This is a genomic window from Streptomyces sp. NPDC054047 (genome assembly GCF_055585065.1).
The window spans coordinates 683,390-705,574 of the sequence record NZ_JBVJKV010000003.1; the positions used below are offsets into that span (position 1 = coordinate 683,390).

At 71.1% G+C, this 22,185-nt stretch carries 23 protein-coding genes; 11 read left to right on the plus strand and 12 right to left on the minus strand.

What is annotated here, in order from left to right:
* Window position 1: 1 nt before the first annotated feature.
* Window positions 2-712 (plus strand): C39 family peptidase, encoded by a 711-nt coding sequence (locus tag ACZ6ZP_RS14700; RefSeq protein ID WP_351156598.1) that lies wholly within the window; start codon window positions 2-4, stop codon window positions 710-712.
* Between the two features lie 234 nt (window positions 713-946).
* On the opposite strand, the gene ACZ6ZP_RS14705 is transcribed toward ACZ6ZP_RS14700, so the two are convergent.
* A complete protein-coding gene (locus ACZ6ZP_RS14705; protein WP_361463884.1) occupies window positions 947-1,537 on the minus strand; it encodes an RNA polymerase sigma factor in 591 nt (196 codons plus the stop codon).
* Between the two features lie 154 nt (window positions 1,538-1,691).
* On the opposite strand from ACZ6ZP_RS14705, the gene ACZ6ZP_RS14710 reads away from it, so the two are divergent.
* Entirely contained in the window at window positions 1,692-2,723 is a 1,032-nt protein-coding gene (locus ACZ6ZP_RS14710; protein WP_361463882.1) for a MerR family transcriptional regulator, read from the plus strand.
* A gap of 65 nt (window positions 2,724-2,788) precedes the next feature.
* On the opposite strand, the gene ACZ6ZP_RS14715 is transcribed toward ACZ6ZP_RS14710, so the two are convergent.
* The 3 genes from ACZ6ZP_RS14715 to ACZ6ZP_RS14725 are packed head-to-tail and all read right to left on the minus strand — an operon-like array spanning window position 2,789 to window position 4,860.
* Window positions 2,789-3,841, minus strand: a complete 1,053-nt coding sequence (locus ACZ6ZP_RS14715) for an iron-containing redox enzyme family protein (RefSeq protein WP_366465067.1) — start codon at window positions 3,839-3,841, stop codon at window positions 2,789-2,791.
* Window positions 3,831-4,157: a CDGSH iron-sulfur domain-containing protein gene (locus ACZ6ZP_RS14720; protein ID WP_351156587.1), complete on the minus strand. Its 327-nt coding sequence runs from the start codon at window positions 4,155-4,157 to the stop codon at window positions 3,831-3,833. The genes ACZ6ZP_RS14715 and ACZ6ZP_RS14720 overlap by 11 nt, the downstream gene beginning before the upstream one ends.
* On the minus strand, window positions 4,141-4,860 hold the full coding sequence (locus ACZ6ZP_RS14725; protein ID WP_469406959.1) for a HemK2/MTQ2 family protein methyltransferase: 720 nt from the start codon (window positions 4,858-4,860) through the stop codon (window positions 4,141-4,143). Before ACZ6ZP_RS14725 ends, ACZ6ZP_RS14720 begins: the two co-directional genes overlap by 17 nt.
* 366 nt (window positions 4,861-5,226) lie before the next feature.
* Here ACZ6ZP_RS14725 and ACZ6ZP_RS14730 point away from each other — a divergent pair, with 366 nt between their 5' ends.
* The 3 genes from ACZ6ZP_RS14730 to ACZ6ZP_RS14740 all read left to right on the plus strand — a co-directional run bounded on the left by ACZ6ZP_RS14730 (window position 5,227) and on the right by ACZ6ZP_RS14740 (window position 9,164).
* Window positions 5,227-6,531, plus strand: coding sequence for an ATP-grasp domain-containing protein (locus ACZ6ZP_RS14730; protein ID WP_351156582.1), 1,305 nt, complete (start codon window positions 5,227-5,229; stop codon window positions 6,529-6,531).
* A gap of 50 nt (window positions 6,532-6,581) precedes the next feature.
* Window positions 6,582-8,660, plus strand: a complete 2,079-nt coding sequence (locus tag ACZ6ZP_RS14735) for a CocE/NonD family hydrolase (protein WP_469406961.1) — start codon at window positions 6,582-6,584, stop codon at window positions 8,658-8,660.
* A 147-nt stretch (window positions 8,661-8,807) separates the two neighbouring features.
* Complete coding sequence (locus ACZ6ZP_RS14740) at window positions 8,808-9,164, plus strand: PRC-barrel domain-containing protein (protein WP_351156577.1); 357 nt, start codon at window positions 8,808-8,810, stop codon at window positions 9,162-9,164.
* Between the two features lie 302 nt (window positions 9,165-9,466).
* On the opposite strand, the gene cpt is transcribed toward ACZ6ZP_RS14740, so the two are convergent.
* A complete protein-coding gene (cpt, locus tag ACZ6ZP_RS14745) occupies window positions 9,467-10,009 on the minus strand; it encodes a chloramphenicol phosphotransferase CPT (RefSeq protein WP_469406962.1) in 543 nt (180 codons plus the stop codon).
* A 67-nt stretch (window positions 10,010-10,076) separates the two neighbouring features.
* Entirely contained in the window at window positions 10,077-10,619 is a 543-nt protein-coding gene (locus ACZ6ZP_RS14750) for a hypothetical protein (protein ID WP_351156572.1), read from the minus strand.
* Window positions 10,620-10,743: 124 nt separating this feature from the next.
* Here ACZ6ZP_RS14750 and ACZ6ZP_RS14755 point away from each other — a divergent pair, with 124 nt between their 5' ends.
* Together ACZ6ZP_RS14755 and ACZ6ZP_RS14760 are read left to right on the plus strand one after the other, a co-directional pair.
* Window positions 10,744-11,967 (plus strand): 4-hydroxybenzoate 3-monooxygenase, encoded by a 1,224-nt coding sequence (locus ACZ6ZP_RS14755; RefSeq protein ID WP_469406964.1) that lies wholly within the window; start codon window positions 10,744-10,746, stop codon window positions 11,965-11,967.
* Between the two features lie 180 nt (window positions 11,968-12,147).
* Complete coding sequence (locus ACZ6ZP_RS14760; protein WP_469406966.1) at window positions 12,148-13,689, plus strand: SulP family inorganic anion transporter; 1,542 nt, start codon at window positions 12,148-12,150, stop codon at window positions 13,687-13,689.
* Window positions 13,690-13,743: 54 nt separating this feature from the next.
* Here the strand turns inward: ACZ6ZP_RS14760 and ACZ6ZP_RS14765 are convergent, their stop codons facing one another.
* The 3 genes from ACZ6ZP_RS14765 to ACZ6ZP_RS14775 all read right to left on the minus strand — a co-directional run bounded on the left by ACZ6ZP_RS14765 (window position 13,744) and on the right by ACZ6ZP_RS14775 (window position 16,579).
* A complete protein-coding gene (locus tag ACZ6ZP_RS14765) occupies window positions 13,744-14,961 on the minus strand; it encodes an acyl-CoA dehydrogenase family protein (RefSeq protein ID WP_351156566.1) in 1,218 nt (405 codons plus the stop codon).
* A gap of 56 nt (window positions 14,962-15,017) precedes the next feature.
* The gene (gene sfnG, locus ACZ6ZP_RS14770; protein WP_351156564.1) at window positions 15,018-16,127 is read right to left on the minus strand and encodes a dimethylsulfone monooxygenase SfnG; all 1,110 of its coding nucleotides are present in this window, start codon (window positions 16,125-16,127) and stop codon (window positions 15,018-15,020) included.
* Window positions 16,128-16,348: 221 nt separating this feature from the next.
* Window positions 16,349-16,579 carry a putative leader peptide gene (locus tag ACZ6ZP_RS14775; RefSeq protein ID WP_366464215.1) on the minus strand — a complete coding sequence of 77 codons (231 nt, stop codon included), beginning with the start codon at window positions 16,577-16,579 and terminating at the stop codon, window positions 16,349-16,351.
* Between the two features lie 122 nt (window positions 16,580-16,701).
* Here ACZ6ZP_RS14775 and ACZ6ZP_RS14780 point away from each other — a divergent pair, with 122 nt between their 5' ends.
* From ACZ6ZP_RS14780 to ACZ6ZP_RS14790, 3 genes are all read left to right on the plus strand, one after another.
* Window positions 16,702-17,232, plus strand: a complete 531-nt coding sequence (locus tag ACZ6ZP_RS14780; protein WP_351156562.1) for a YceI family protein — start codon at window positions 16,702-16,704, stop codon at window positions 17,230-17,232.
* A 135-nt stretch (window positions 17,233-17,367) separates the two neighbouring features.
* Window positions 17,368-17,916 carry a cysteine hydrolase family protein gene (locus ACZ6ZP_RS14785; protein WP_351156560.1) on the plus strand — a complete coding sequence of 183 codons (549 nt, stop codon included), beginning with the start codon at window positions 17,368-17,370 and terminating at the stop codon, window positions 17,914-17,916.
* Window positions 17,913-18,695 carry a uracil-DNA glycosylase gene (locus ACZ6ZP_RS14790; protein ID WP_366464217.1) on the plus strand — a complete coding sequence of 261 codons (783 nt, stop codon included), beginning with the start codon at window positions 17,913-17,915 and terminating at the stop codon, window positions 18,693-18,695. Before ACZ6ZP_RS14785 ends, ACZ6ZP_RS14790 begins: the two co-directional genes overlap by 4 nt.
* Before the next feature lie 54 nt (window positions 18,696-18,749).
* On the opposite strand, the gene ACZ6ZP_RS14795 is transcribed toward ACZ6ZP_RS14790, so the two are convergent.
* Window positions 18,750-18,932, minus strand: coding sequence for a CsbD family protein (locus ACZ6ZP_RS14795; RefSeq protein ID WP_361463864.1), 183 nt, complete (start codon window positions 18,930-18,932; stop codon window positions 18,750-18,752).
* A 133-nt stretch (window positions 18,933-19,065) separates the two neighbouring features.
* Window positions 19,066-19,527 (minus strand): VOC family protein, encoded by a 462-nt coding sequence (locus tag ACZ6ZP_RS14800; protein ID WP_351156554.1) that lies wholly within the window; start codon window positions 19,525-19,527, stop codon window positions 19,066-19,068.
* Between the two features lie 248 nt (window positions 19,528-19,775).
* On the opposite strand from ACZ6ZP_RS14800, the gene ACZ6ZP_RS14805 reads away from it, so the two are divergent.
* Window positions 19,776-20,840 carry a helix-turn-helix transcriptional regulator gene (locus tag ACZ6ZP_RS14805; protein WP_469406967.1) on the plus strand — a complete coding sequence of 355 codons (1,065 nt, stop codon included), beginning with the start codon at window positions 19,776-19,778 and terminating at the stop codon, window positions 20,838-20,840.
* Here ACZ6ZP_RS14805 and ACZ6ZP_RS14810 read toward each other — a convergent pair.
* A complete protein-coding gene (locus ACZ6ZP_RS14810) occupies window positions 20,781-21,791 on the minus strand; it encodes a hydroxyacid dehydrogenase (protein WP_469406968.1) in 1,011 nt (336 codons plus the stop codon). The two genes, ACZ6ZP_RS14805 and ACZ6ZP_RS14810, sit on opposite strands and share 60 nt — an antisense overlap.
* Window positions 21,792-22,185: the final 394 nt, after the last annotated feature.

Consider the following 22,185-nt stretch of genomic DNA (forward strand, 5'->3'; position numbering starts at 1 on the left):
TATGCGCAAGAGACTTGTCTCCACAGCGATCGCCGCAGCCGCGGTCGGCGCCCTCGTCACCCCGGCCGCCGCCCAGGCCGAACCAGCGCACCCGCACAGCGTCTCCGTGCTCGGCCACGGCTCCAAGGCCGGGACCGCGGTCGTCAGCGGTCAGAACGAGCCCGGCACCCGCCTGCGCGTCGGCGGTGCGAGGACGGCGAGCGCCCACACGCTCCCGGTCGACTACCAGGTCCAGGAGACCGGCTACTGGTGCGGACCCGCCGCCACCCGCATCGCCCTGTCCGCACGGATCGCCCCGCCGAGCCAGGGCGCCCTGGCCGCGCAGCTCGGCACCACCGAGGCGGGCACCGACCACATCGGCCAGGTGACCGGCGTGCTCAACGCCAACCTCGGCACCGGTTGGTACGAGACCAAGGAGATGCCGAACGATCCGCCCACCCAGGCCCAGAAGGACCTGTTGTGGAACGACATCGTCCTGGACATCGACAACAACTACCCGCTGGTGACCAACATCGTGGCCCCGCCCGGCAACCAGCCGCCCGGCTATCCGTCGGACCAGACGATCTACCACTACTTCACGGTCATCGGCTACGACGACGCGAACCGCACGGTTCTCATCGCCGACCCCGCCTCTTTCGGCGGCAACCAGATCTACTGGCTCTCTTTCGCCCAGCTCGCCACCCTCATCCCGCCGAAGGGCTACGCAGCCTGAGACGCGGCCGTGGGCGGCGCCGCACGACACGTGCGCCGCCCACGGCCCGCTCGGTCGCCGTTTCGGGGGCAACGACGACGACAAGCCTCAGCGGCACCGACTCCGCTGAGGCCGAACAGGAAGCAGGGTCCGGGCGATCCTGCCGACCTCAAGCTCACAGCGGACATGACGAGCTGAGCTACCCCTTGCTTCCGTCCGCACGGGCCGCGCGGATGCACCCGCGCGAGGAATTCTTCATTCGTCGTCCTGCGCGCCCTCAAGGCGGAGGCGCAGACTGCGCATGCCGCGCCGCGCATGGCTCTTGACCGTGCCCAGCGGCCACCCCGTGCACTCGGCGATCTGCGGATGCGTGAGGTCCTCGTAGAACGCCAGGCGCAGCACCGTCCGCTGCGGGCCCGGGAGCCTCGCCAGCTCCTGTTTCATCAGGGTCCGGTCGACCGTCGAGTCCATGCCCTCCTGGGCGCGGTGATCCATGGCGGCGTACTGCACCCCGGCACCCTCGACGAGAGCCGCCCGGCGGCTGCGCGCCGCCAGCGCGTCCGCGATCCTGTGCCGCGTGATGCCGGTCAACCAGGCCGCCAGGCTGCCGAGTTCGGGACGGTACCCCGCCCCGCCGCGCCACGCGGCCAGGAACACCTGCTGCGTGATGTCCTCCGCCTCCCGGCTGTCACCGAGCGCGCGCTGGGCCAGGGCGTGCACCAGCGGCCCCCACCGGCGGTACACCGCCGCGAGGCTCGCCTCGTCCCCGCCGGCCAGGCCCCTGGCCAGATCCGGGGCCCGCTCACCGGCGGGGACTCGCATCGGCTGTTGCACCGGTGTGCTCATCGACGCTTCGTCAGCTCCTCGTGGCGATCACACTCGCCGTACGACCGATCGGAAACGGGCAGTCGCGCCTTCGCCGTAGCCGCGATCCGGTCATCCTGGAAACAGCCGCTCACGCTCTGCAACTCGCATCGGTTGTGCGTCGTATCGTGGCCGGATGAGCGAGGGGCAACACCACGGTCAGGACGGCGAGTCGGCGAGCACGGGAGTCACCACCGGTGCTCTGGCGCGACGGCTGGGGGTGTCACCGACGACGTTGCGCACCTGGGACCGCAGGTACGGTCTGGGCCCCGCCCGGCGCGACCCCGGTCACCACCGGCGCTGGTCCACGCGGGACATCGCCATGGTGGAGGAGATGGGCCGCCTCACCTCGGCGGGGGTGCCGCCGGCCGAGGCCGCCCAGGAGGCGCTCAAGCTGCTCGACCCCGAAGCCGCCGCCGAGACCGCCGCAGGGCCGGCCGCCGTGCCGCGGCCCAGGCGGACTCGGCGCCCGGCGCCGGCGGGGTCACCCGACGCGTTCGTGCGCCAACGACGGGGACTTTCGCGCGCCGCCGTACGGCTCGATGCCCCCACCATGGAGGATCTGCTGACCGACGCGGTGGAGAACCACAGCCTGGTCACCGCCTGGCAGGAGGTGATGGTGCCGACCCTGCACGCGGTGGGCCGCAAGTGGGAAGAGGCCGGCGACCGTTACGTGGAGGTCGAGCACCTGCTGTCCTGGCACGTCTCCCGCACCCTGCACCGCTGCGCCACCGCCCCGATCCCTGCGACCCCACCGAGCGCGCCCGCCGCGAGCACCCCCCTCGTCCTGGCCTGCGTACCGGGTGAGCAGCACTCCCTGCCGCTGGAGGCGCTCAGCGCGGCGCTGGGCGAACTCGGCGTCCCCCAGCGCATGTTCGGCGCCGCCGTGCCGGTCGAGGCGGTCTCGGCGGCCGTGCGCAGGACGGGCCCGGCCGTCGTCGTCCTGTGGGCACAGGCCCGCTCCACCGCGAGCGTCCCGCTGGCCCGGCACATCGCCGACACCCGCTGGGGCGTACGCGGGGCCCGCGGCCGTCCCGTGGTCATGCTGGGCGGGCCCGGCTGGGCCGGTCCCGCGGTGCGCGGCGCGCTGCGGCCCACCAGCCTGCGGGAGGCGCTGGCCCAGATCGGCAAGGTGCGCGGGGAGGCCGTGTCCGCACACGCGAGGTGATGCTCGCCTCGGCCCGCCGTCGTCAGTCCGCCGTCGTCAGCCCGCCGTCGTCAGTCCGGCCGCCGTCAGTGCGTCGGTGTCAACGGCTCGCGCAGGGCGCTGCGTTCGTCGCGCCAGGCGGCCAGGAACCGTGCGCCCAGGCGGTCCTCCAGGAAGCCCGTGGCCTCGATGCCGAACACCACGTCGGACTCGAGGCCGGGTTCGCTCTCCAGGAGACCGCCGATCACGTCGCGGCGCACCACCTGCTCATGCACGGCGTCGGCCTCCACATGCTCGTCGTAGAACCGCTCGGCCGCCTTCCCCGCGCCGCTCCTGCGCATGGCCTTGGCCAGCCGCCGCGAGCCCGGCGACGAGGTCACCTCGACGGCGGCGAAGTGCCCCACAAGCGCGCCGCGCAGCGCCCGGTGCAGGCCGAGCAGGGACATCAGGTTGACCGTCGCGAGCACCTCGGCAGGAGCTGCGTCGAGGTAGTACCCGTACGCCGTCTCCAGCGCGAGGTCCTCCATGAGGTCGGCGAAGAGACGGGCATGGATGTCCTCGGCACGCCCGGCCCCGAACTCGTCGAACTCGACGGCCACCATCGCCGCCTTGGCCCGGCCGTGCAGCCGCGGGATGACCCAGGCGTGCGGGTCGGCCTCCTTGAGGTGGTACAGCGAGCGCGCCGCCGCGTACTCCCGCAACTGCCACAGTTCCCCGTCGCGCTGGAGGTGGTGGCTGACGCTGGTGTCGCTGTGCCCGATGGGCTCCACAAGCAGGTCGGCCAGGGCGCGTTCGGCGCTGTCCGTGGAACGGCAGTTGGCGCGCAGGGCACCCAGGAAGCGCCCTTCGAGCGCGCGGCGCAGGCCAAGGAGCTCCGGGTCCCATTCGAGGTCCTCGCGGACGCCGTCGAAGCCCTGGTAGTGCAGTTCGTAGAGCGTGTAGAGAGCGAGCTGGAGGTCGTCCCCGTAGGGGTCGGCGTCGTGGGTGTCGATGGGCAGCGGCCCGGGGCTTCCCCCGGCGCGCAGGGTGCTGATCACCAGACGGGACAGCACCCCGCGGGGCTCGGGCAGGGCGGGGCTCGCGCGGCGCGACTCGCGCGCACCGCCGACGAGGGAGGGACTCTGGCTCTCAGCGGACATCGGGTACGTCCTCCCCCTCGGTGTTCTCGGTGTTCTCGGCGGCCTCGGTGTCGGTGTCGCCCTCTGGATCTTCCTCGGACGTGGTCTCGTCGTCTCCCCTGACGCGGCGGCGGTGGCTGGTGTCGCACCACGGGTAGGTCCGGCTGCGGCGGCAGGTGCAGATCGCGGCGGTGAAGCGCCGGGAAGCGACGACCTTGCCGTCGTCGCCCACCACTTCGACAGGCCCCTCGACGAGCAAGGGACCTTCGGGGTCGATGGTGACGCGGCGGGGGCGCTGGTCCCGTGCGGTCGGCGCGGGGTCAGGTGCGTTCGGCACGGACGACCACCAGCTCCTCCATGTTCTCGCCGTTCTCGACGCTTTCGCCGTCGTTCTCGCCGCTCCTATCGTCCAGCAGCCCCTGCCTGCGCAGGAAGGCCCGGCGCGAGCGAAGGACGGGACCGAACGGTATGAGGGCGCGGTCGACGACCGAGGCCTCCAGGCCGGCCTTCGACAGACGGCGCAACGTGGCGTCCGTGTCGCACATCGCGGAATGGACCATGAGCAGCACGCCTCCGGGGCGCAGCGCAGCCGGCGCCGCGTCGCAGATGCGGTCGACCACCGCGCGACCGTCCCGCCCCGCGTCCCAGGAACGCGCCGCGCCGCGCCGTGGCAGCAGGACGGAGGGGGAGGGCACGTACGGAGGGTTGCTCGCCACGAAGTCGAAGGACCGGCCGGGTACGGCGGCCGTGAGGTCGCCCCGCAGGACGGTGATGCGCTGGCGCGTCACCCGCGCGTTGAGCCGTGCGGTCAGGACGGCACGCCAGGCGATGTCCACGGCCGTCACCCGGGCACCCAGCCGCGCCGCATGGACGGCCAGCGCACCGCTGCCGGTGCCGAGGTCCAGCAATTCCGCGCCCGGACCGATGGCCTCGCGGCACAGTGCGCGGGCGAGGAGGCCCGTGTCGTCCTGCGGCGCGTACACGCCGGGAAGGGTCAGCAGGCGTACCGGGGGCGTCGGTGCGGCCGTGTCGGCGACCATCACGCACCTCCGCTCTCTGTGGGCCCCACGGGGCGAAGCCCACTCCTTGGCCCCCTCACCACACTCCGCTGTTCCGGGGCCGCCCACCACTCGGGTGATGACGCACAGTGATGTGCCGGACCGGCTGGGTGCACCTCTGGCCTCATGGATTCCTTGGATGCTCGGGGCTCGCTCCCGCGACTGTCGTCGTCCCTGGTGCCCGGCGAACCGTGCCGCACACGTGCCCCACTCCCCGTGGATCACTGGACGGGGGAGCCGGGGCCTGCGTGGAAGGAGGGTGGTGATTGCGCCACCGCGGCGTGGGTACGCGGCCATCCCTGCCACTCAGCGCACCTGCTGCCGGCACCCCGCGATCGAAAGGGCGCCATGCCGCACAACATCTTCGTACTCGGTCTCGACGAGGCCAACCTGCCCACGCTGCGCGCCGTGCCCGACGCGCAGGACTACGTCTTCCACCCGCTGCTCACCATCGACGAGCTCCAGAACGGCGAGGTGTCGGTCCCCGGACTGCTCGCCGAGGCCGAGCGGATCCTCGACGCGTTCGACGGCCACATCGACGCGATCGTCGGCTACTGGGACTTCCCCGTCAGCACGCTCGTGCCGATCCTCAGCGAGCGCTACGGCACGCGCAGCACCAGTCTTGAGTCCGTGGTCAAGTGCGAGCACAAGTACTGGAGCCGTCTGGAGCAGCAGCGGGTCACCGACGCGCATCCGCCCTTCGGCCGGGTCGACATGGAGAGCGCCGACCCCAAGCCCCCCGAGGGCATGGACTTCCCGATGTGGCTCAAGCCGGCCCTGTCCTACTCCTCGGAACTGGCCTACGGGGTCGGGGACCAGACCGAGTTCACCGAGGCCGCCGACCGCATCCGGGAAGGCATGGGGCGCATCGGGCGGCCGTTCGAGGACATACTCGCCCGCGTCGAGCTGCCCCCGGAGATGGCCGACGTGGGCGGCCAGGTGTGCCTGGCCGAGGGCGCGCTGAACGGCATCCAGGTCGCGGTCGAGGGCTATGTCCACGAGGGACAGGTCACCGTCTACGGCATCCTCGACTCGATCCAGTACCCCGACTCGTCGTGCTTCCTGCGCCACCAGTACCCCTCCCGGCTCCCCGAGCCCGTCCTCGAACGACTGCGGGACGTGTCGGAGCGGGTCATGCGGCAGATCGGCATGGACGCGGCGACCTTCAGCATCGAGTACTTCTACGACCCGCGGTCCGACGTGCTCAACCTCCTTGAGATCAACCCGCGCCACTCCCAGTCGCACGCGGAGATGTTCCAGTACGTCGACGGCGTGCCCAACCACCACTGCATGCTGAGCCTCGCGCTCGGCAAGGACCCCGCGCTGCCGCACCGCCAGGGTGAATACCGCACGGCCGCCAAGTGGTACCACCGCTGGTTCGCCGATGCCACGGTGCACAATGTGCCCTCCCGCAAGGACATCGAGAGCATCGAACGCCGCATCCCCGGCGTGCGCATCGACGTGGTCGTCGAGGAGGGCCAGCGCCTCTCGGACGCCTCCCAACAGGACAGCTACAGCTACGAGCTGGCGCACATCTTCACGGGCGGCGAGGACGAGGAGGACATGCGGGCCAAGTACGACCAGTGCGTGGCGGCCCTCGGCCTCACCTTCGACGAGGCCGAACCCGGCAGCCGCGAGACGAAGAACGCCTGACGCGCGCTCGACGCACGAGCACCGCCGCAACACGAAGGAGCGTCCCCGGTTTGCGCTATGTGAACGACCTTCCGTACGAGACCAAGGAAGAGGAGAACGTCACCATCCCCGCGGCGGACGGAACCCGCCTCGCGGCCCGCATCTGGCGGCCGACGTCCTCCGACCAGGCCCCCGTCCCCGCGATCCTGGAGTACATCCCCTACCGCCAGCGCGACCTGACCGCCGAGCGCGACTCCATCCACCACCCCTACATCGCCGGGCACGGCTACGCCTGCGTCCGCGTCGACCTGCGCGGCACCGGCGACTCCGAAGGGGTGCTCAAGGACGAGTACCTGGAGCAGGAGCAGACCGACGCCGAGGACGTCCTCGCCTGGCTCGCCGACCAGCCCTGGTGCGACGGCACCACCGGCATGATGGGGATCTCCTGGGGCGCCTTCGCCGCGCTCCAGGTCGCCGCGCGCCAGCCCGAGAGCCTGCGCGCCATCGCCATCGCGTCCTTCACCGACGACCGGTACGCCGACGACATGCACTACATGGGCGGCGCCCTCCTCTCGGACAACCTCGCCGAGGCGGGCACCATGTTCGCCTACGGCACCATGCCCCCGGACCCGGCCATGGTGGGGGACCGGTGGCGCGACATGTGGCACGAGCGCATGGAGGGCACCCGCCCCTGGGTGCTCGAATGGCTGCGGCACCAGCGCCGCGACGACTACTGGCGCCACGCCTCGGTCTGCGAGGACTACCAGGCCGTACGCTGTCCCGTCCTCGCGTCCAGCGGCTGGGCGGACGGCTACTCGAACGCCGTGACACGGCTCCTGGGCAACCTGGACGTGCCGCGCAAGGGGCTGATCGGCCCCTGGTCCCACAAGTTCCCGCACCTCGGCGAACCGGGCCCCGCCATCGGCTACCTCCAGGAAGTGGTGCGCTGGTGGGACCACTGGCTGAAGGGCGTCGACAACGGCGTCATGGACGGCCCGATGCTTCAGGCGTGGATGCAGGACAGCGTGCCGCCCTCCACGTCGTACGAGGAGCGTCCGGGCCGCTGGGTGGGGGAGCCGTCCTGGCCCTCCCCGCACATCACCCCCGTCGTGCGGCGCCTCACGCGCCACAGCCTCTCCGAACCGATCCCTGAGTCCGAGGCGCGGGCCGAGGCCGCGCGGGGTGCGAGTCCCGCCGAGGGCGCGGGTCCCACCGAGGGGCTATCCGTCCAATCACCGCTGTCCGTAGGCCAGTTCGGCGGGAAGTGGGCCTCCTACAACGCGCCCCCCGACCTGCCCTACGACCAGCGTGAGGAGGACGGCGGCTCACTCGTCTTCGAGACCGACCTGCTGACCGAGCGCACCGAGATCCTCGGCTCGCCCTGCGTCGAACTGGACCTGAGCGTCAGCCAGCCCGTTGCCATGGTCGCGGCCCGCCTCTCCGACGTGGCCCCCGACGGCAGCGCCACCCGGGTCAGCTACGGCCTGCTCAACCTCACCCGCCACGAGGCGCACAACGACGATCCGCGCCCCCTGGAACCCGGGCGCCGCTACCGCGCGGTCATCCCGCTCAACGGCGTCGCCCAGGCCTTCCCGCCCGGCCACCGGATCCGCCTGTCCCTGTCCACCTCGTACTGGCCGCTGGCCTGGCCGCCGCCCAAGCCGGTGCTCCTGACGGTGTACGAGACCTCGAGCACCCTCACGCTCCCGGTCCGCCCGGTGACCGAGCCCGATGAGCTGCCCGAGCAGCCCTTCGGCGACCCGGAGGGCACGCGGCCCGTCAGCCCGGTCCAGCTGACCGCCCCCGAGCAGCGCTGGCAGGTCAAGCGCGACCTGGTCGACTACGCAGCGGAGCTGGAGATCGTCAAGGACCGGGGGACGGTGCGGATGGAGGACATCCGCCTGGACGTCGGCCGCCGGGCCTACGAGCGCTACACGTCCGTGGCCGAGGACTTCACCTCCGCCACCGGGGAGTCGGCCTGGACGATGTCCTTCCGCCGCGACGACTGGGACGTACGGGTGGAGACCCGCACGGTCCTCAGCTGCGACGAGGACACCTTCCGGGTGGACGCCACCCTGGACGGCTACGAGGGCGACCGGCGGGTCTTCTCGCGGTCCTGGAACGAATCCGTGCCCCGCGACTTGCTGTGACACGTCCACGGTGCCCGCCGGGGAGAGACGGCCGGAAGTTTCTGTTTGGCCTCTTTCCGGCAGGGCACCCGGTGCTTTGGAGGTTGATCATCCCCTCCCGTTATTTGAATCCCTGCCTTTCAGGGAAAACCAATTGAGGAGTTCTCGATGAGCAACGAAATCTGGAGCTACGCTCCCACCGCCGGGCACGGCCCGGACAACGACCTGACGGGCTACAAGGTCGAGGCCGCGGACGGCCACATCGGCAAGGTCGACAAGCACTCGAACGATGTCGCCAACCAGTACATCGTCGTCGACACCGGCGTGTGGATCTTCGGCAAGGAGGTGCTGCTGCCCGCGAGCACCGTCACCGCCATCGACCACGAGGCGCGGAAGATCCTGGTCTCGCGCACGAAGGACCAGATCAAGGACGCGCCCGAGTTCGACAAGGAGAAGCACTTGGGCGACCCCGCCTACCGCGACCAGCTCGGCGGCTACTACGGCGGCCTGGGCCCGGGTCACTGACCGACCCGTCGCGGAGGCGTGCGCACGCCTCTTCACTCACACTGATGGCGTCCGAGGCACCTGGTGCCCCGGACGCCATCAGGCGTTCCGGCGAGGCTCAGTGGCGGCCAGACGAATTGCCGTGCGTCACCGCACGGCCTCGTAACCCCGGCTGCCGTGCGAAAGCTCGGGGAAATGGTTCTCCTCGATCGCATTCGATGCGCGGGTGATTCGATGCGTGAGTGTTTCGATGCGTGGGTGTGCCGAAATGGCTGGGAGTGGCGAAATGGCTGGGAGTTCTGAGAAGAACGACTTCGACGGCCTCAGGCGGCGCGGACGACGCGGGCGGCGATGGCTCGCGCGCACTCCAGGGACTCGGTGTGCGTGGTGTCCACCTCCATGTCGTAGAGCACGCCGCGGTGGACCAGGTCCGCCTGGGCTGCAGCCATCCCGGAGACGCGGTCGCCCCGTGCCGTCTCCCGGCCCGTGGCGACCCTGCTGTCGCAGCGGACGCCGACCCACAACACCCCGAGATCGCCGAGGGACTTCTGCCACCGCTGCTGGGACGCCGCGCCGCCGAGGAAGACCTCGTCGACGATGACGCGGGCACCGGCCCGGGCCATCGTCGCGATCCCCTCGATCCACGCCGCCTCCAGCGTCCGGAACTCCGGGCCGACGGTCACCGCGCCGTCCGCGGCGAACTCGATTCCCTCCGACGCGGTCCGCATGGACGCGGGTATCGCCTCGACCAGCGTGTCGCATCCGAAGGCCAGCCACGGATCGGGCAGCACCGCCTGAAGGCACCGCGCGATGCCGGACTTGCCCGAGCTGGAACCACCATTGAGAACGATCACTTGAGTCGTCACCGCGCCACAGTAGGAGCACCACCGGGCCACGGGAAACGGATTTCGGCGACCGACGTCGGCCGCGGGGTCAGCCCGTGCCGTCGTACGGGCTGACGCGGCGGTACGCGGCGCGCGCGTGCAGGACACGGCCCGCGGCCGTGCCGACGAGAGCCGCGGCCAACAAGCAGGCCATCCACTCGGGGTCCCGGTGCCCGGCCCAGGAGATCTCTCCGATGGGGTGGGCGGCGAAGAAGTTCAGCAGCATCCAGCACAGCAGGGCCGTCCCCGGCGCCGCGACGAAACGGCCCCGCAGTCCGAGCAGCGCGGCCAGCACCGAGAGAGCCGCCAGCGCGAGCCCCGTGCGGTCGAGCGCGCCGAGCAGGTCGAGCACGGTCACCAGGGCGAACGCGCCCGCGTACGCGCCCGTCCAGATGAAGGGCGTGGCCACCGGTTCGGGAACGACCCGCACGCCCTTGGCGATGTATCGCCACTCCACCACCATCGACTCCTCCCCACCGCCGGTCCGCCGGGGCGCCGATGCCCCGGGGACGTCCGTGACCGGCGCTTCCCGCAACGGGACCGACGCGCCGGAGACGGGGCACAGGGCGTGGTCCTGGGCAGATTGTCGCACCACATCCGGGGGAGGCCGTCCGGCTCGGCGTATCCGCCCACGACGGACCCTTCGGTGGAAAAGCGGTCGTCGGACACCGTCGGGATGGTCTCTACTCTCGTCGTGTCCGCGTCATAATTTCCGGATGAACCTCGCCTCGACCCCCGAGCCCTCCGCGCCACCACGCCGCGCCCGCGTCGTCGTCGTAGGAGCCGGACCGGCCGGACTCACCGTCGCCAACATCCTGCGGGCCGCCTCCGTCGACTGCGTGGTTCTGGAGACGGAGAGCAGAGAGTTCATCGAACAGCGGCCCCGCGCCGGCTTCATCGAGGAGTGGGCGGTGCGCGCCCTGGAGGAGCGAGGCCTCGCCGACCGGCTGCTGGCCCACGCGCAGACGCACGGCGAATGCGAGTTCCGCTGGGCGGGAGAGGCCGGCCGGTTCTCTTACGGCGAGCTGTCCGGCCACCGCCACTTCGTCTACCCGCAGCCGCTGTTGGTGACCGACCTGGTGCGTGCCTACGCCGACCGCGCGGGCGGCGACATCCGTTTCGGCGTACGCGAGGTGGAACTGCACGGCATCGACACGGACCGCCCCTCGGTCTCGTACACGGACCCGGGGACGGGCGAGCGCATACGCATCGACTGCGACGCCGTCGCGGGCTGCGACGGCGCGCGCGGCGTGACGCGCACCTACCTGGGGCCGGAGCGGGCCACCGTCGCCCGGCACGACTGCGGCATCGGCTGGCTTGCCCTCCTCGCCGAGGCACCGCCGTCGTCGGACTGCGTCGTCTTCGGCCTCCATCCGCGCGGCTTCGCCGCCCACATGGCCCGCAGCCCCGAGGTCACCCGCTACTACCTGGAGTGCCCGCCCGGCGACGACCCCGAGAACTGGCCGCACGAGCGCGTCTGGTCCGAGCTGCACGCCCGCCTCGCGGCGGCGGGGGCGCCGCCGCTCACCGAGGGGCGACTGATCGAGAAGCGCGTCCTGGACATGCACAACTACGTCGTGGAGCCCATGTCCTACGGGCGGCTGTACCTCGCGGGCGACGCCGCCCACCTCGCCGCCCCGATCGCCGCGAAGGGCATGAACCTGGCGCTGCACGACGCGCTGTTCCTCGGCGACGCACTCGTCGCCTATTGCGCGGACGGCGACGACAGTGATCTGAGCGGCTACTCGCAGGCCTGCCTGCCGCGGGTCTGGCAGTACGAGGAGTTCTCCCAGTGGCTCTCGGAGCTGCTGCACGGGACGTCATCGGGTGACCCGTTCAAGGCGGGCGTCGCGGCTGCCCGGCTGCGCAGAATTCTGCGCTCGCCGGCCGCCGCTGCCGCGTTCGCCGAGATCTACATCGGCAAGGGCGCCGACCACTGACACCCGTCGCGGGGGAGACGCTCACGCGATGACGGATGGTGCGCGCGGGTAAGATCGACGGATGCCGGGGTCGGCTCGCGTGCCGCCCCCACCAGGGTGCGGGACACCTTCCGTGACCTCAGCCGCGTCGCAGCCGCCGAGCGCAGCGCTTCCGGCGCCCCTTCACGCACGCCCAGGGTCATGCCCGGCGCTGCCCGAGCACGACAGGTACCTCTCTTGTCCACGTCCGCACCGTCCCCGGCCGCCCGGCTGCGTGGCCTGCGCCCCGACTGGCTCTCCGACCCGAAGGTCTGGCGCACCGAGGTGCTCGCCGGTCTGGTGGTCGCGCTGGCGCTGATCCCCGAGGCGATCTCGTTCTCGATCATCGCCGGGGTCGACCCCGCGATCGGTCTGTTCGCCTCCTGCACCATGGCCGTGACGATCTCGCTCGTCGGCGGACGCCGCGCGATGATCTCCGCGGCGACCGGCGCCGTGGCCCTGGTCATCGCCCCGCTCAACCGCGAGCACGGCCTCGGGTACCTGGTCGCCGCCGTCATCCTGGCCGGTGTCTTCCAGATCGTCCTCGGCGCCGTCGGCGTCGCCAAGCTGATGCGGTTCGTGCCCCGCAGCGTGATGGTCGGCTTCGTCAACTCCCTCGCCATCCTGGTCTTCATGGCGCAGGTCCCCGAGATGCACGACGTGCCCTGGCCCGTGTACCCGCTGATCGCGGCCGGTCTCGCCCTCATGGTGTTCTTCCCGAGGGTCACCAAGACGGTCCCGGCCCCGCTCGTCTCCATCGTGATCCTCACGGTGATCACGGTCGCCGCCGGGATCGCCGTGCCGACCGTCGGCGACAAGGGTGAGCTGCCGTCCGCGCTGCCGGTGCCGGGCCTGCCCGATGTGCCGTTCACCCTGGACACGTTGACGACCGTCGCGCCCTACGCCCTCGCCATGGCGCTGGTCGGTCTCATGGAGTCCCTGATGACCGCCAAGCTGGTCGACGACATCACCGACACCCGCTCCTCCAAGACCCGCGAGTCCATCGGCCAGGGCATCGCCAACATCGTCACCGGCTTCTTCGGCGGCATGGGCGGCTGCGCCATGATCGGCCAGACGATGATCAACGTGAAGGTGTCCGGGGCCCGCACCCGCCTGTCCACCTTCCTCGCGGGCGCCTTCCTGTTGGTCCTGTGCATCGTCTTCGGACCCGTCGTCTCCGACATCCCCATGGCAGCACTGGTCGCCGTGATGGTGATGGTCTGCTTCGCGACCTTCGACTGGCACTCCATCGCGCCGAAGACCCTCAAGCGGATGCCCGCCGGGGAGATCACGGTCATGGTCGTCACCGTGGTCTGCGTGCTCGCCACGCACAACCTCGCCGTCGGCGTGGTCGCGGGATCGGTCACGGCGATGGTCGTCTTCGCCAAACGCGTCGCCCACCACGCCGAGGTCACCGCCGTCACCGCCCCCGACGGAGGCAGCGCGGTCTACTCCGTCACCGGCGCACTGTTCTTCGCCTCCGCCAACGACCTCGTCGGACGGTTCGACTACGCGGGCGACCCCGACCAGGTCGTCATCGATCTGACGGCCGCCCACATCTGGGACGCCTCCTCCGTCGCCGCCCTGGACGCGATCGGGGCCAAATACGCCCAGCGCGGCAAGACGGTGGAGATCATCGGCCTGAACAAGCCGAGCGCCCGCATCCACGAGAAGCTCAGCGGCGAACTGACCGGCAGTAACTGACCGCCCTCGCGGCGAGGGCCACGCACACGGCGGGGTCCACCAATCGGCGCGGGGTCACGAATACCAGGTGGGTTCCGGGAGTTCACCGGTCAGGACGTGCCGCCCGACCTCGCGGCGCTTGTAGGCGACCGGGTCGTGCAGGGTGTGGGTGCGTACGTTGCGCCAGAACCGGTCGAGCCCTTCGGCGGAGGCCGTGGCGCGGGCGCCGGTCACCTCGAAGACCTGGTTGGTGATCTCCAGGGCGACCTCGGTGGCCCGCGCCTTCACCGCCGCGACCCGCACCTCGAACGCCCCGCGGGACTGCTCGGTCACCGCGTCCGGCTCGTCGTGCAGCGCCTGGCCCTCCAGGGCGACGGCGTCGGCCAGCGCCTCGACGGCCCAGAGCTTGGCGGTGAGATCGCCGTAGATGTCGATGACGTACGGCTCGTCGACTGCCCGGTCGTGGCCTCCGTGCAGCCAGGGGCGGGACTTGGCCGTGGTGTACGCGGCGGCGGTCTCCAGGGCCCCGGCGGCGATGCCGAGGTAGAAGCTGACGAAGACCAACTGGATCGTGGGGACGTTGAGCGTGTTGTAGACACGCGGCGTGAACTCCTTGTCGACGTATCCGGCGGCCGAAGCCCACGGTGTGCGCACGCCGTCGAGGGTCACGCCGCCGCTCTCGGTGAGCCGCTGGCCGATGTTGTCCCAGTCGTCGTGGAAGGTCAGGCCCTGGCTGTCGGAGGGAACGATGGCGAAGACGTGCTTGTCCGTGCCGTCCAGCACACCTTCGAGCACGGTGACGTCCGAGACCTTGCTGCCGGTCGAGAAGGTCTTGCGACCGGTGAAGACCAGGTCCTCGCCGTCCTCGGTGACCACGACGTCGTGGTCGCGCGGGTTGACCGCGCCGCCGAAGAACCACCGCTCGCGGGCGGCCTCGGCCTCGACGTGCTCCCACTGCTCGCGGGTGCCGACCAGGCGTGCGGCCCAGTTCCACAGATAGTGGTAGCCGAGCAGCTGGCCGATCGAGCCGTCGGCCTTGGCGACCTCGCGCACGACACGGTAGGCCGTCGGCCAGTCCTGACCGGCTCCGCCGTGCTCGACCGGCCCCAGGAGGGTGACGAGGCCGGCGTCCTTGAGCAACTGGACCTCGGCGTACGGGGTTTCACCCGCCTTGTCGCGGGCGACGGCGTCGGTGGCCAGTACGGCCGCGACCTCGGAGGCGCGGTCGATCCAGGCCCGGGAGTCCTTGGGCGCGGGGAGGGTCTGCCAGTCGGCGGGTGCGACGGTGCTCATGTTGATGCCTCTCTACGGGAGTTGGAGCGAGGGAAGGAAGGAGCGATGGGGGTGTGTCAGTGGTCGGCTGCGGCGGCCTCGAGCTCACGGACGATCGGGAGCACCTTCTTGCCGAAGTACTCGACCTCTTCGAGGTAGTGCAGGAAGCCCAGGAGGAAGAGGTCCACGCCGAGCCGCTTGTAGGCGACGATGCGTTCCGCGATCTGCTCCGGGGTGCCGATCAGCCCCGTACGGAAGCCGTCGTTGTACTGGACGAGGTCCTCGAAGCCGGAGTCCTGCCACATGCCCTTGCCGTCGGCGGCGGAGCGCCCCGCCTGCTTGACGGCCGCGCCGAAGCCCTCCACCGCGTCGGAGTCGGCCTTGGCGACGATCTCGCGCAGCGTCTCGCGGGCCTCGGCCTCGGTGTCGCGGGCGATGAGGAAGCCGTTGAGGCCGAAGCGGGGCGCGGTGCGCCCGGCGGCCGTGGCCGATGAACGTACGTCCTGGATCTGCTCGGTGACGCCGTCGAAGTCCTTGCCGTTGGAGAAGTACCAGTCGGAGACGCGGCCGGCCATGGCGCGGGCGGCGGTGGAGTTGCCGCCCTGGAAGATCTCCGGGTGCGGGCGCTCGGGGGTGTTGAGCGGCTTGGGCTTGAGGGAGAAGTCGCGGATCCGGTAGAAGTCCCCGGCCAGTTCGGCGTGGTCCTCGGTCCAGACCGCGCGCAGCGCCCGGATGAACTCCTCGGAGCGGCGGTAGCGCTCGTCGTGCTCCAGCCAGGGCTCACCTAGCGCGGTGAACTCGTCCTTGAACCAGCCGCTGACCACGTTGACGGCGAAACGCCCGCCCGAGAGATGGTCGGCGGTCGCGCCCAGCTTGGCGAGCACACCCGGGTGCCACAGGCCCGGATGGACGGCGGCGATCACCTTCAGACGCTGGGTGGCGAGGAGCAGGGCGAGGCTGAAGCTGGTCGACTCGTGCTGGAACTCGGCGCCGTAGCTGGCCATGTAGCGCACCTGGCTGAGGGCGTAGTCGAAGCCGTTGTTCTCGGCGAGGACGGCCAGTTCGCGGTTGTAGTCGTAGCCCCAGTCGGTGCGCTGCTCGATCTTGCTGGTGACGAGGCCACCGCTGACGTTGGGCACCCAGTAGGCGAAGCGTGCGGGCTCGGGGAAGGCAGGGGTGGATGACATGGAGAACTCCTGGGGAGCGCAGGGCAGGGCGAGACGGCGGGTCGAGGGATGAAGATGGATGAAAGGGATGCGCACCGGGACGCGTTGATCACACGGCGTCGCTCAGGCGCGGCAGGCATGGCAGGCGCGGCAGACCACCCGCGGATCGCGTCCGCAGTGGATCAATGAAGGGGAAAGGAAAGGGGGAAAGGAAGGGCCGAGCGGAGGCCGGAGGCCAGAAGTCAGCGGCGACAGAAGGCGCCGGCGAGACGTCCGAGGTCGATGTGGCGGCGCTGCGTGAGCCTGCGCATATCGATCAACTCCTCGCTGGACAGGGCCGGATACCGCACACCGAACGGTGTGGAGAGGCCGGTCCGTCCACACGTTAGCGAGCCGCACCGCTCGCGGTCGATTCGGCATTGGCGAGGGGCTGATAGGGCATCCCTTCCACCCGGCGCCGTGGACGGTGACATTTGTACCGGGGGACCGGCGACATCCGAATCTGCCCGCCGTCTCGCCGCGCAGGCACGATGAGTCAGGTGACCGCGGTGGTGGCCGAACCGCCGCGGAGGGCGCGAGAGGGAGGCGCAGGGCCATGGTCCTGCCGATGCGGAGGGACCTGAGGGTTCCGCAGAGCGGTACGTACGAGATCGACGCGGCGGCTTCGACGGTGCGGTTCCGTACGCGCGCGGTGTTCGGTCTGTTCCCCGTGCGGGGCACCTTCGGCATCGGGCGGGGGCGGATCACCGTGGCCGATGCCGTCGAGAACTCCGCGGTGGACGTGACCGTCCGGGCGGGCACCTTCGACTCGGGTCTGGGACGCCGTGACCGGCACGTCGTATCCGCCGACTATCTCGACGCGGCCGAGTATCCGGAGATCGAGTTCCGCGGCGGGCGGGTGACCCGGGCCGCGACGGGTCCGGCGGCCCTGCAAGGGGAGTTGACGGTACGAGGCGTCACGCGGCCACTCGATGTCATGGTCGGGACGATCACGCAGGACGGCCCGCGGCTCACCGTCGAGGGCACGGCCACCGTCGACCGGTACGCGTTCGGCGTGACCACGGCGAAGGGCATGACCGGCCGCCACCTGAAGATCGACCTCGCCGTCGAAGCGGTCGCCCGCTGACAGGAAAAGTGTGGTCCTGCCAGCTCCGGCGGGACGCGTGGCGAACGCCCTCCAGGCAGCCCGCGGGCGGGCGCGATCGCACTCTCGGGCGGGGCCTCCGTGAATACGCGTGAGGCGCGTGATGGACTCGGGGGCATGGCTGTGAAGGCTCTCGTCGTCGTCGACATGATCAACCTGTACGACCACCCGGATGCGGAGATCCTCCGACGGTCGGTCAGGGAAGTGCTGCCGAACGTCCGCAGGATGATCGAGCGGGCGCGGGCCGACGACATCGTGGTGATCTACGCCAACGACAATTTCGGGCAGTGGCGCTCGCACCACGACGAGCTGCTGGACATCGTCCTGAGCGGCCCGCACGCCGATCTGGTCGCTCCGATCCGCCCCGACGGCGAATCGCTCTTCGTGGTGAAGGCCCGGCACTCGATCTTCTACGACACGCCTCTGGAGTACCTGCTGCGCCAGCGCGGCATCGATTCCGTGCTCCTCTGCGGCCAGGTGACCGAGCAGTGCATCCTCTACTCGGCTCTCGACGCCCACATCAGGCATCTGCGGGTCGTCGTGGCCGAGGACGCCTGCGCGAGCATCCACGGCGACCTCGCCGCCGCCGCGCTCCAGATGATGGAACGGAACATGCAGGCACGCATGGTCCGTTCCACGGACGACGCGCTGTTCGGTCCCGCATGAACCCGCTGACCGAGCTGGACGCGCGGATCTCGGGGTGTTCCGCCTGCCCGCGGCTGGTCGCGTGGCGGGAGGAGGTGGGGCGGGTCAAACGGGCCGCCTACCAGGACTGGACGTACTGGGCCCGGCCGGTGCCCGGGTTCGGTCCCGCGGATGCCTCGATGCTCGTCATCGGCCTCGCGCCCGCGGCACACGGAGGGAACCGGACGGGCCGGATGTTCACGGGCGACCGCTCCGGCGACGTCCTGTACAAGGCGATGTACGAGCTGGGTCTCGCGTCGAGCCCGCTGGCGGTGTCCCTGGACGACGGCCTGACCTTGCGCGGGGTGCGGGTGACGTCGCCGGTGCACTGCGCCCCGCCCGAGAACAAGCCGACCCCTGGCGAGCGGGACATGTGCAGGCCGTGGCTCGTGCGGGAGATGGAGCTGCTGGGGCCGCGACTGCGATCGGCGGTGATCCTGGGGGCGTTCGGATGGCAGGCGGCGCTTCCGGCGTTCGCGGCGGCGGGATGGCGCGTGCCCAAACCACGGCCGCGGTTCGCGCACGGCGCGCGGGTGACGCTGGAGCGCGAGACCGCGCAGGAACCGGGAGGCCAAGCGCAAGCCCTCGCGCCCGGGGAGGCCGGGCCGGGCCCGGTCACGCTGTACGGCTGCTTCCACGTCAGCCAGCGCAACACGTTCACGGGCCGCCTGACCCCGGACATGCTCAAGGACGTCCTGCGGGAAGCGGCGGGCGAGGCGGACATCCCGCCCTACACGCCGGTGGAGCGGCGGCTGACCTGACGGGAACGGCCGAAGCCCCCGCACACAAGTGGGCGGGGGCTTCGGCGGAGTTGGTCAGGTGTCGCGGCGCTTGAGGGAGTCCTGGGCGCGGTCGCGGGCGTCGCCCATGGCCTTCTTGGCCTCGCCCTTCGCCTGGTCCATCTTGCCCTCGGCCTCCTTGCCACGGTCACCCGTGACCTTGCCGCCCATTTCCTTGGCCTTGCCCTTGATCTTGTCCATGCCGCCCTTGTCGGCCATGACCACTCCTTTGTCGGTACAGCGCCCACCGGTCTCACCCGTGGTGTGGGCCTCTGCAATCAACGTAGGCGGCGCACGGTGACCTCGCCCGTCCAGCCGTCACACACGGTCACCGAGCGGCGGTCCGGGACGGTCAGTCCAGGCAGAACTCGTTGCCCTCGGGGTCGGTCATCACGATGTAGCCGGCGCTCAGCGGAGGAGCGGGCTCGTCGCGACGTACCCGCTTCGCTCCCAGGGCGACGAGACGGTCGCACTCGGCCTCAAGGGCGGCCATCCTCTCCTCGCCCTCCAGACCGGGAGCCGCGCGGACGTCGAGGTGGACGCGGTTCTTGGCGACCTTGTCCTCAGGCACCTGCTGGAAGAACACGCGCGGGCCGTGCCCGGCCGGGTCCTCGATGGCCGATTTCGCGTTGCGCTGATCCTCCGGTACGCCGATCCGCGCGAGGAAGTCGTCCCACGCCGCCAGCGCGTCGGCGCCCTCGGGCAGGTCGACGCCGGGCGGCCCGGGATGGACGTAGCCCAGGACCTCGCGCCAGAAGGACGAGAGCCCCCGCGGGTCGTGGGCGTCGAAGGTGATCTGGATGTGGCGGCTCATCGGCTTGCTCCGTTCGTGGCGGGATACGCGTGCAGACAGGGGGCGCGGACGGACCTCGGACAGGCGGCGGACCAGCGCGCGGCGGTCGCGCTGTCGGCATGCTCCCAGCTCCCGTACGAGGGCGCCGCCGCGCCGAAGCGCGTCGCGTCGCGCGTCCGGCGCCGGAGACGAGTCCGTCTGCGTCCATGGATCCACCGTGACACCCAAGGCGGACAGGATCGGTCCGCCATCTCTGGCAGGGTGGCGGCATGGACGGGATACGCGGTGACGAGCGGGGCACGACGGAGCGGGTGCTCACCCTGCTCGGGCTGCTGCAGCAGCGCCGGGTCTGGACCGGCCCCGAGCTCGCCGAGCGGCTCGGGGTCACCTCGCGCACGGTGCGCCGGGACGTCGAGCGGCTGCGCGCACTCGGCTATCCGGTGCATGCGGGCCAGGGCGTCGGCGGCGGCTACCGGCTCGGGCCGGGGCAGGAACTGCCGCCGCTGCTCCTCGACGACCAGGAGGCGATCGCCACCGCGGTCTCGCTGCTCGCCGGCGCGGGAGGCGCGGTCGCGGGTGCGGGCGATGCCGCACTCCAGGCGCTGTCCAAGCTCGACCAGGTGCTGCCCGCGCGGCTGCGACACGAGGTGCGTGCGCTCGCCGGCGCGGTGGAGTCCTTCGGCGGCGGACGCACGCCGGTCGATCCCGAGGTGCTCATGACGCTGGCCAGGGCCTGCCGCGACGAGGTGGAGGCCACCTTCGGCTACCCTTCCTCGGACGCCGCCCGGGAGGCACCTCCCGGGGGCGAGGTGCGACGGCGGCGGGTCGAGCCCTACCGCCTGGTCGCGTCCGACCGGCGCTGGTATCTCCTCGCCTACGACCTCGATCGCGACGACTGGCGCACCTTCCGCGTCGACCGGATGACTGATGCGTCGGCGCGGACCTGGCGGTTTCGCCCGCGCGATGCGCCCGACGCGGCGACGTACGTACAGGAGGGCGTGGCCAGTCGGGTCTACGCGCACCGGGCGCGCTTCCTCGTGCACGCGCCGGTCGACACGGTGCGCGCGCAGATTCCGGCGTCCGCGGCCGTCGTACGAAGTCGGGGGAGCGGGCGCTGCGAGGTGATCAGCGGCGGCGAGCGCCTCGACGCCGTGCTGATGCATGTGCTCCTGCTGGGGCACGCGTTCGAGGTGCTCGACCCTCCTGAGCTCGGGGAGCGCTGCCGCGAACTGGCGGACAGGCTCCTGTCGGCAGGAGCGGCGGCCCCCCGGCCGTCAGGCCAGGGACGCGGCACGGGCGGGATCGATGGCGTGCCGCAGGGGCCGGTCTCGTAGGAAGCGTCCGAGTTCGTCGAGCACGAGGTGTCCGAGGCGGTGGCGTTCGGGCCCCAGGGCGCCGCCGAGATGCGGTGTCAGGACGGCGTTGGGGAGGGTGAAGAGCGGCGAGTCCGGGACCGGCGGCTCCGGGTGCGTCACGTCCAGGACGGCGGTGAGATCGGGCCGTGCGCGCAGGACCTCCGCCAGCGCCTCCTCGTCGATGAGCGCGCCCCGAGCCGTGTTGATCAGCGTCGCGCCCGGCAGCAGGGAGTTCACCAGGCGCGCTCCGACGGCGCCGCGGGTCTCGGGCAGGAGCGGCGCATGGAGGCTGACGACGTGGCAGGTGGCGAAGAGCTCCTCGATGTCGACCAGTCGTACGCCCAAGTCCCGTGCGGTGTCCGGGCGGGCGAGGGGGTCCGTGGCGAGGATCTCGACGTCGAAGCGGCCGAGGTGCGCCGCGACGAGACGGCCGATGTGACCGAGCCCCATCAGGCCCACGCGTGAGCGGTAGGCACCGGGGACCTTGGGGTCGTGCGGGAACCGGCGGCTCGCGGCCACGTCGCGGCCGATGCGGTGGACCTGCTTCAGCCCGAGCAGGACCTGGGCGAGGGTGAACTCCGCCACCGGGACGGCGTTGGCGGCGGCCGCGGAGACGATCGGAATGCCGCGCGCCCAGAAGGCGGGCGTCGTCAAGTGCCGTACGGAGCCCGCCGCCACGAGGACGGCCCGCAGTTCGGGGGCCCGTGCCAGGAAGGCGGAGTCGAGGACGGGAGCGCCCCAGCCGGTGAGCAGGACCTCGGTGCGGCGCAGGAGGCCGGGGCGGTCCTCGAGCTCCCGGCGGGTGAGAGGTGGGCTGGTCCGGTCCACGAGCCGGTCGATGGCGGCGAGCACTTCAGGCGGATAGACGTCCGGCCTGCGTTCCTCCTCCATGACCAGAAGTGCTGTCGGTCTGCGTGCCGTCTCGTCCATGTCGATGACGCTCCTCGGCTGATGTGTGTGGCCCGCGGCCGGTGGCCGATCGGGCGTGTGGGGAAAAGTGCGTCTGGGTGTCGAAGGTTGGCGCGGCTTGTTCGAAATCTCGGATATTTGCCCCTCAGGGCGACGATACATCGGATGACTGATTCGCTTCAGGTGTCGGTGCGTACTGCTCGTACTGCGTTAACCCTGCGTCGGTGGACGGGAGTTCGGTGTCTCCGTCCCAGTGTGGAGGCGACTGCCCGGGGAGTGGTGTACGGCGGAGGCCTGCGGTCGGCGTCTCGTGGGGTGCCGGGGAAATTTTGTATTCATCGGAGTATTGACCCGGGATTTGCTGCCCCGTTAGCGTCCCCGGCAAGCGCTTACTAGGGGCGGCTGTGAAGCAGTG

Excerpts from the sequence above, each read along its gene's own strand:
- ACZ6ZP_RS14795 (WP_361463864.1), bottom strand. The coding sequence starts at position 18,932 with ATGGCCGACAAGGGCGGCATGGACAAGATCAAGGGCAAGGCCAAGGAA.
- sfnG (WP_351156564.1), bottom strand. The coding sequence starts at position 16,127 with ATGTCATCCACCCCTGCCTTCCCCGAGCCCGCACGCTTCGCCTACTGG.
- ACZ6ZP_RS14740 (WP_351156577.1), top strand. The coding sequence starts at position 8,808 with ATGAGCAACGAAATCTGGAGCTACGCTCCCACCGCCGGGCACGGCCCG.
- ACZ6ZP_RS14790 (WP_366464217.1), top strand. The coding sequence starts at position 17,913 with ATGAACCCGCTGACCGAGCTGGACGCGCGGATCTCGGGGTGTTCCGCC.
- ACZ6ZP_RS14800 (WP_351156554.1), bottom strand. The coding sequence starts at position 19,527 with ATGAGCCGCCACATCCAGATCACCTTCGACGCCCACGACCCGCGGGGG.
- ACZ6ZP_RS14780 (WP_351156562.1), top strand. The coding sequence starts at position 16,702 with ATGGTCCTGCCGATGCGGAGGGACCTGAGGGTTCCGCAGAGCGGTACG.
- ACZ6ZP_RS14730 (WP_351156582.1), top strand. The coding sequence starts at position 5,227 with ATGCCGCACAACATCTTCGTACTCGGTCTCGACGAGGCCAACCTGCCC.
- ACZ6ZP_RS14760 (WP_469406966.1), top strand. The coding sequence starts at position 12,148 with ATGCCCGGCGCTGCCCGAGCACGACAGGTACCTCTCTTGTCCACGTCC.
- ACZ6ZP_RS14725 (WP_469406959.1), bottom strand. The coding sequence starts at position 4,860 with ATGGTCGCCGACACGGCCGCACCGACGCCCCCGGTACGCCTGCTGACC.
- ACZ6ZP_RS14810 (WP_469406968.1), bottom strand. The coding sequence starts at position 21,791 with ATGGACGAGACGGCACGCAGACCGACAGCACTTCTGGTCATGGAGGAG.
- ACZ6ZP_RS14765 (WP_351156566.1), bottom strand. The coding sequence starts at position 14,961 with ATGAGCACCGTCGCACCCGCCGACTGGCAGACCCTCCCCGCGCCCAAG.
- ACZ6ZP_RS14710 (WP_361463882.1), top strand. The coding sequence starts at position 1,692 with ATGAGCGAGGGGCAACACCACGGTCAGGACGGCGAGTCGGCGAGCACG.
- ACZ6ZP_RS14705 (WP_361463884.1), bottom strand. The coding sequence starts at position 1,537 with ATGAGCACACCGGTGCAACAGCCGATGCGAGTCCCCGCCGGTGAGCGG.
- ACZ6ZP_RS14805 (WP_469406967.1), top strand. The coding sequence starts at position 19,776 with ATGGACGGGATACGCGGTGACGAGCGGGGCACGACGGAGCGGGTGCTC.
- ACZ6ZP_RS14700 (WP_351156598.1), top strand. The coding sequence starts at position 2 with ATGCGCAAGAGACTTGTCTCCACAGCGATCGCCGCAGCCGCGGTCGGC.
- ACZ6ZP_RS14715 (WP_366465067.1), bottom strand. The coding sequence starts at position 3,841 with ATGTCCGCTGAGAGCCAGAGTCCCTCCCTCGTCGGCGGTGCGCGCGAG.
- ACZ6ZP_RS14755 (WP_469406964.1), top strand. The coding sequence starts at position 10,744 with ATGAACCTCGCCTCGACCCCCGAGCCCTCCGCGCCACCACGCCGCGCC.
- ACZ6ZP_RS14775 (WP_366464215.1), bottom strand. The coding sequence starts at position 16,579 with ATGTCACCGTCCACGGCGCCGGGTGGAAGGGATGCCCTATCAGCCCCT.
- ACZ6ZP_RS14785 (WP_351156560.1), top strand. The coding sequence starts at position 17,368 with ATGGCTGTGAAGGCTCTCGTCGTCGTCGACATGATCAACCTGTACGAC.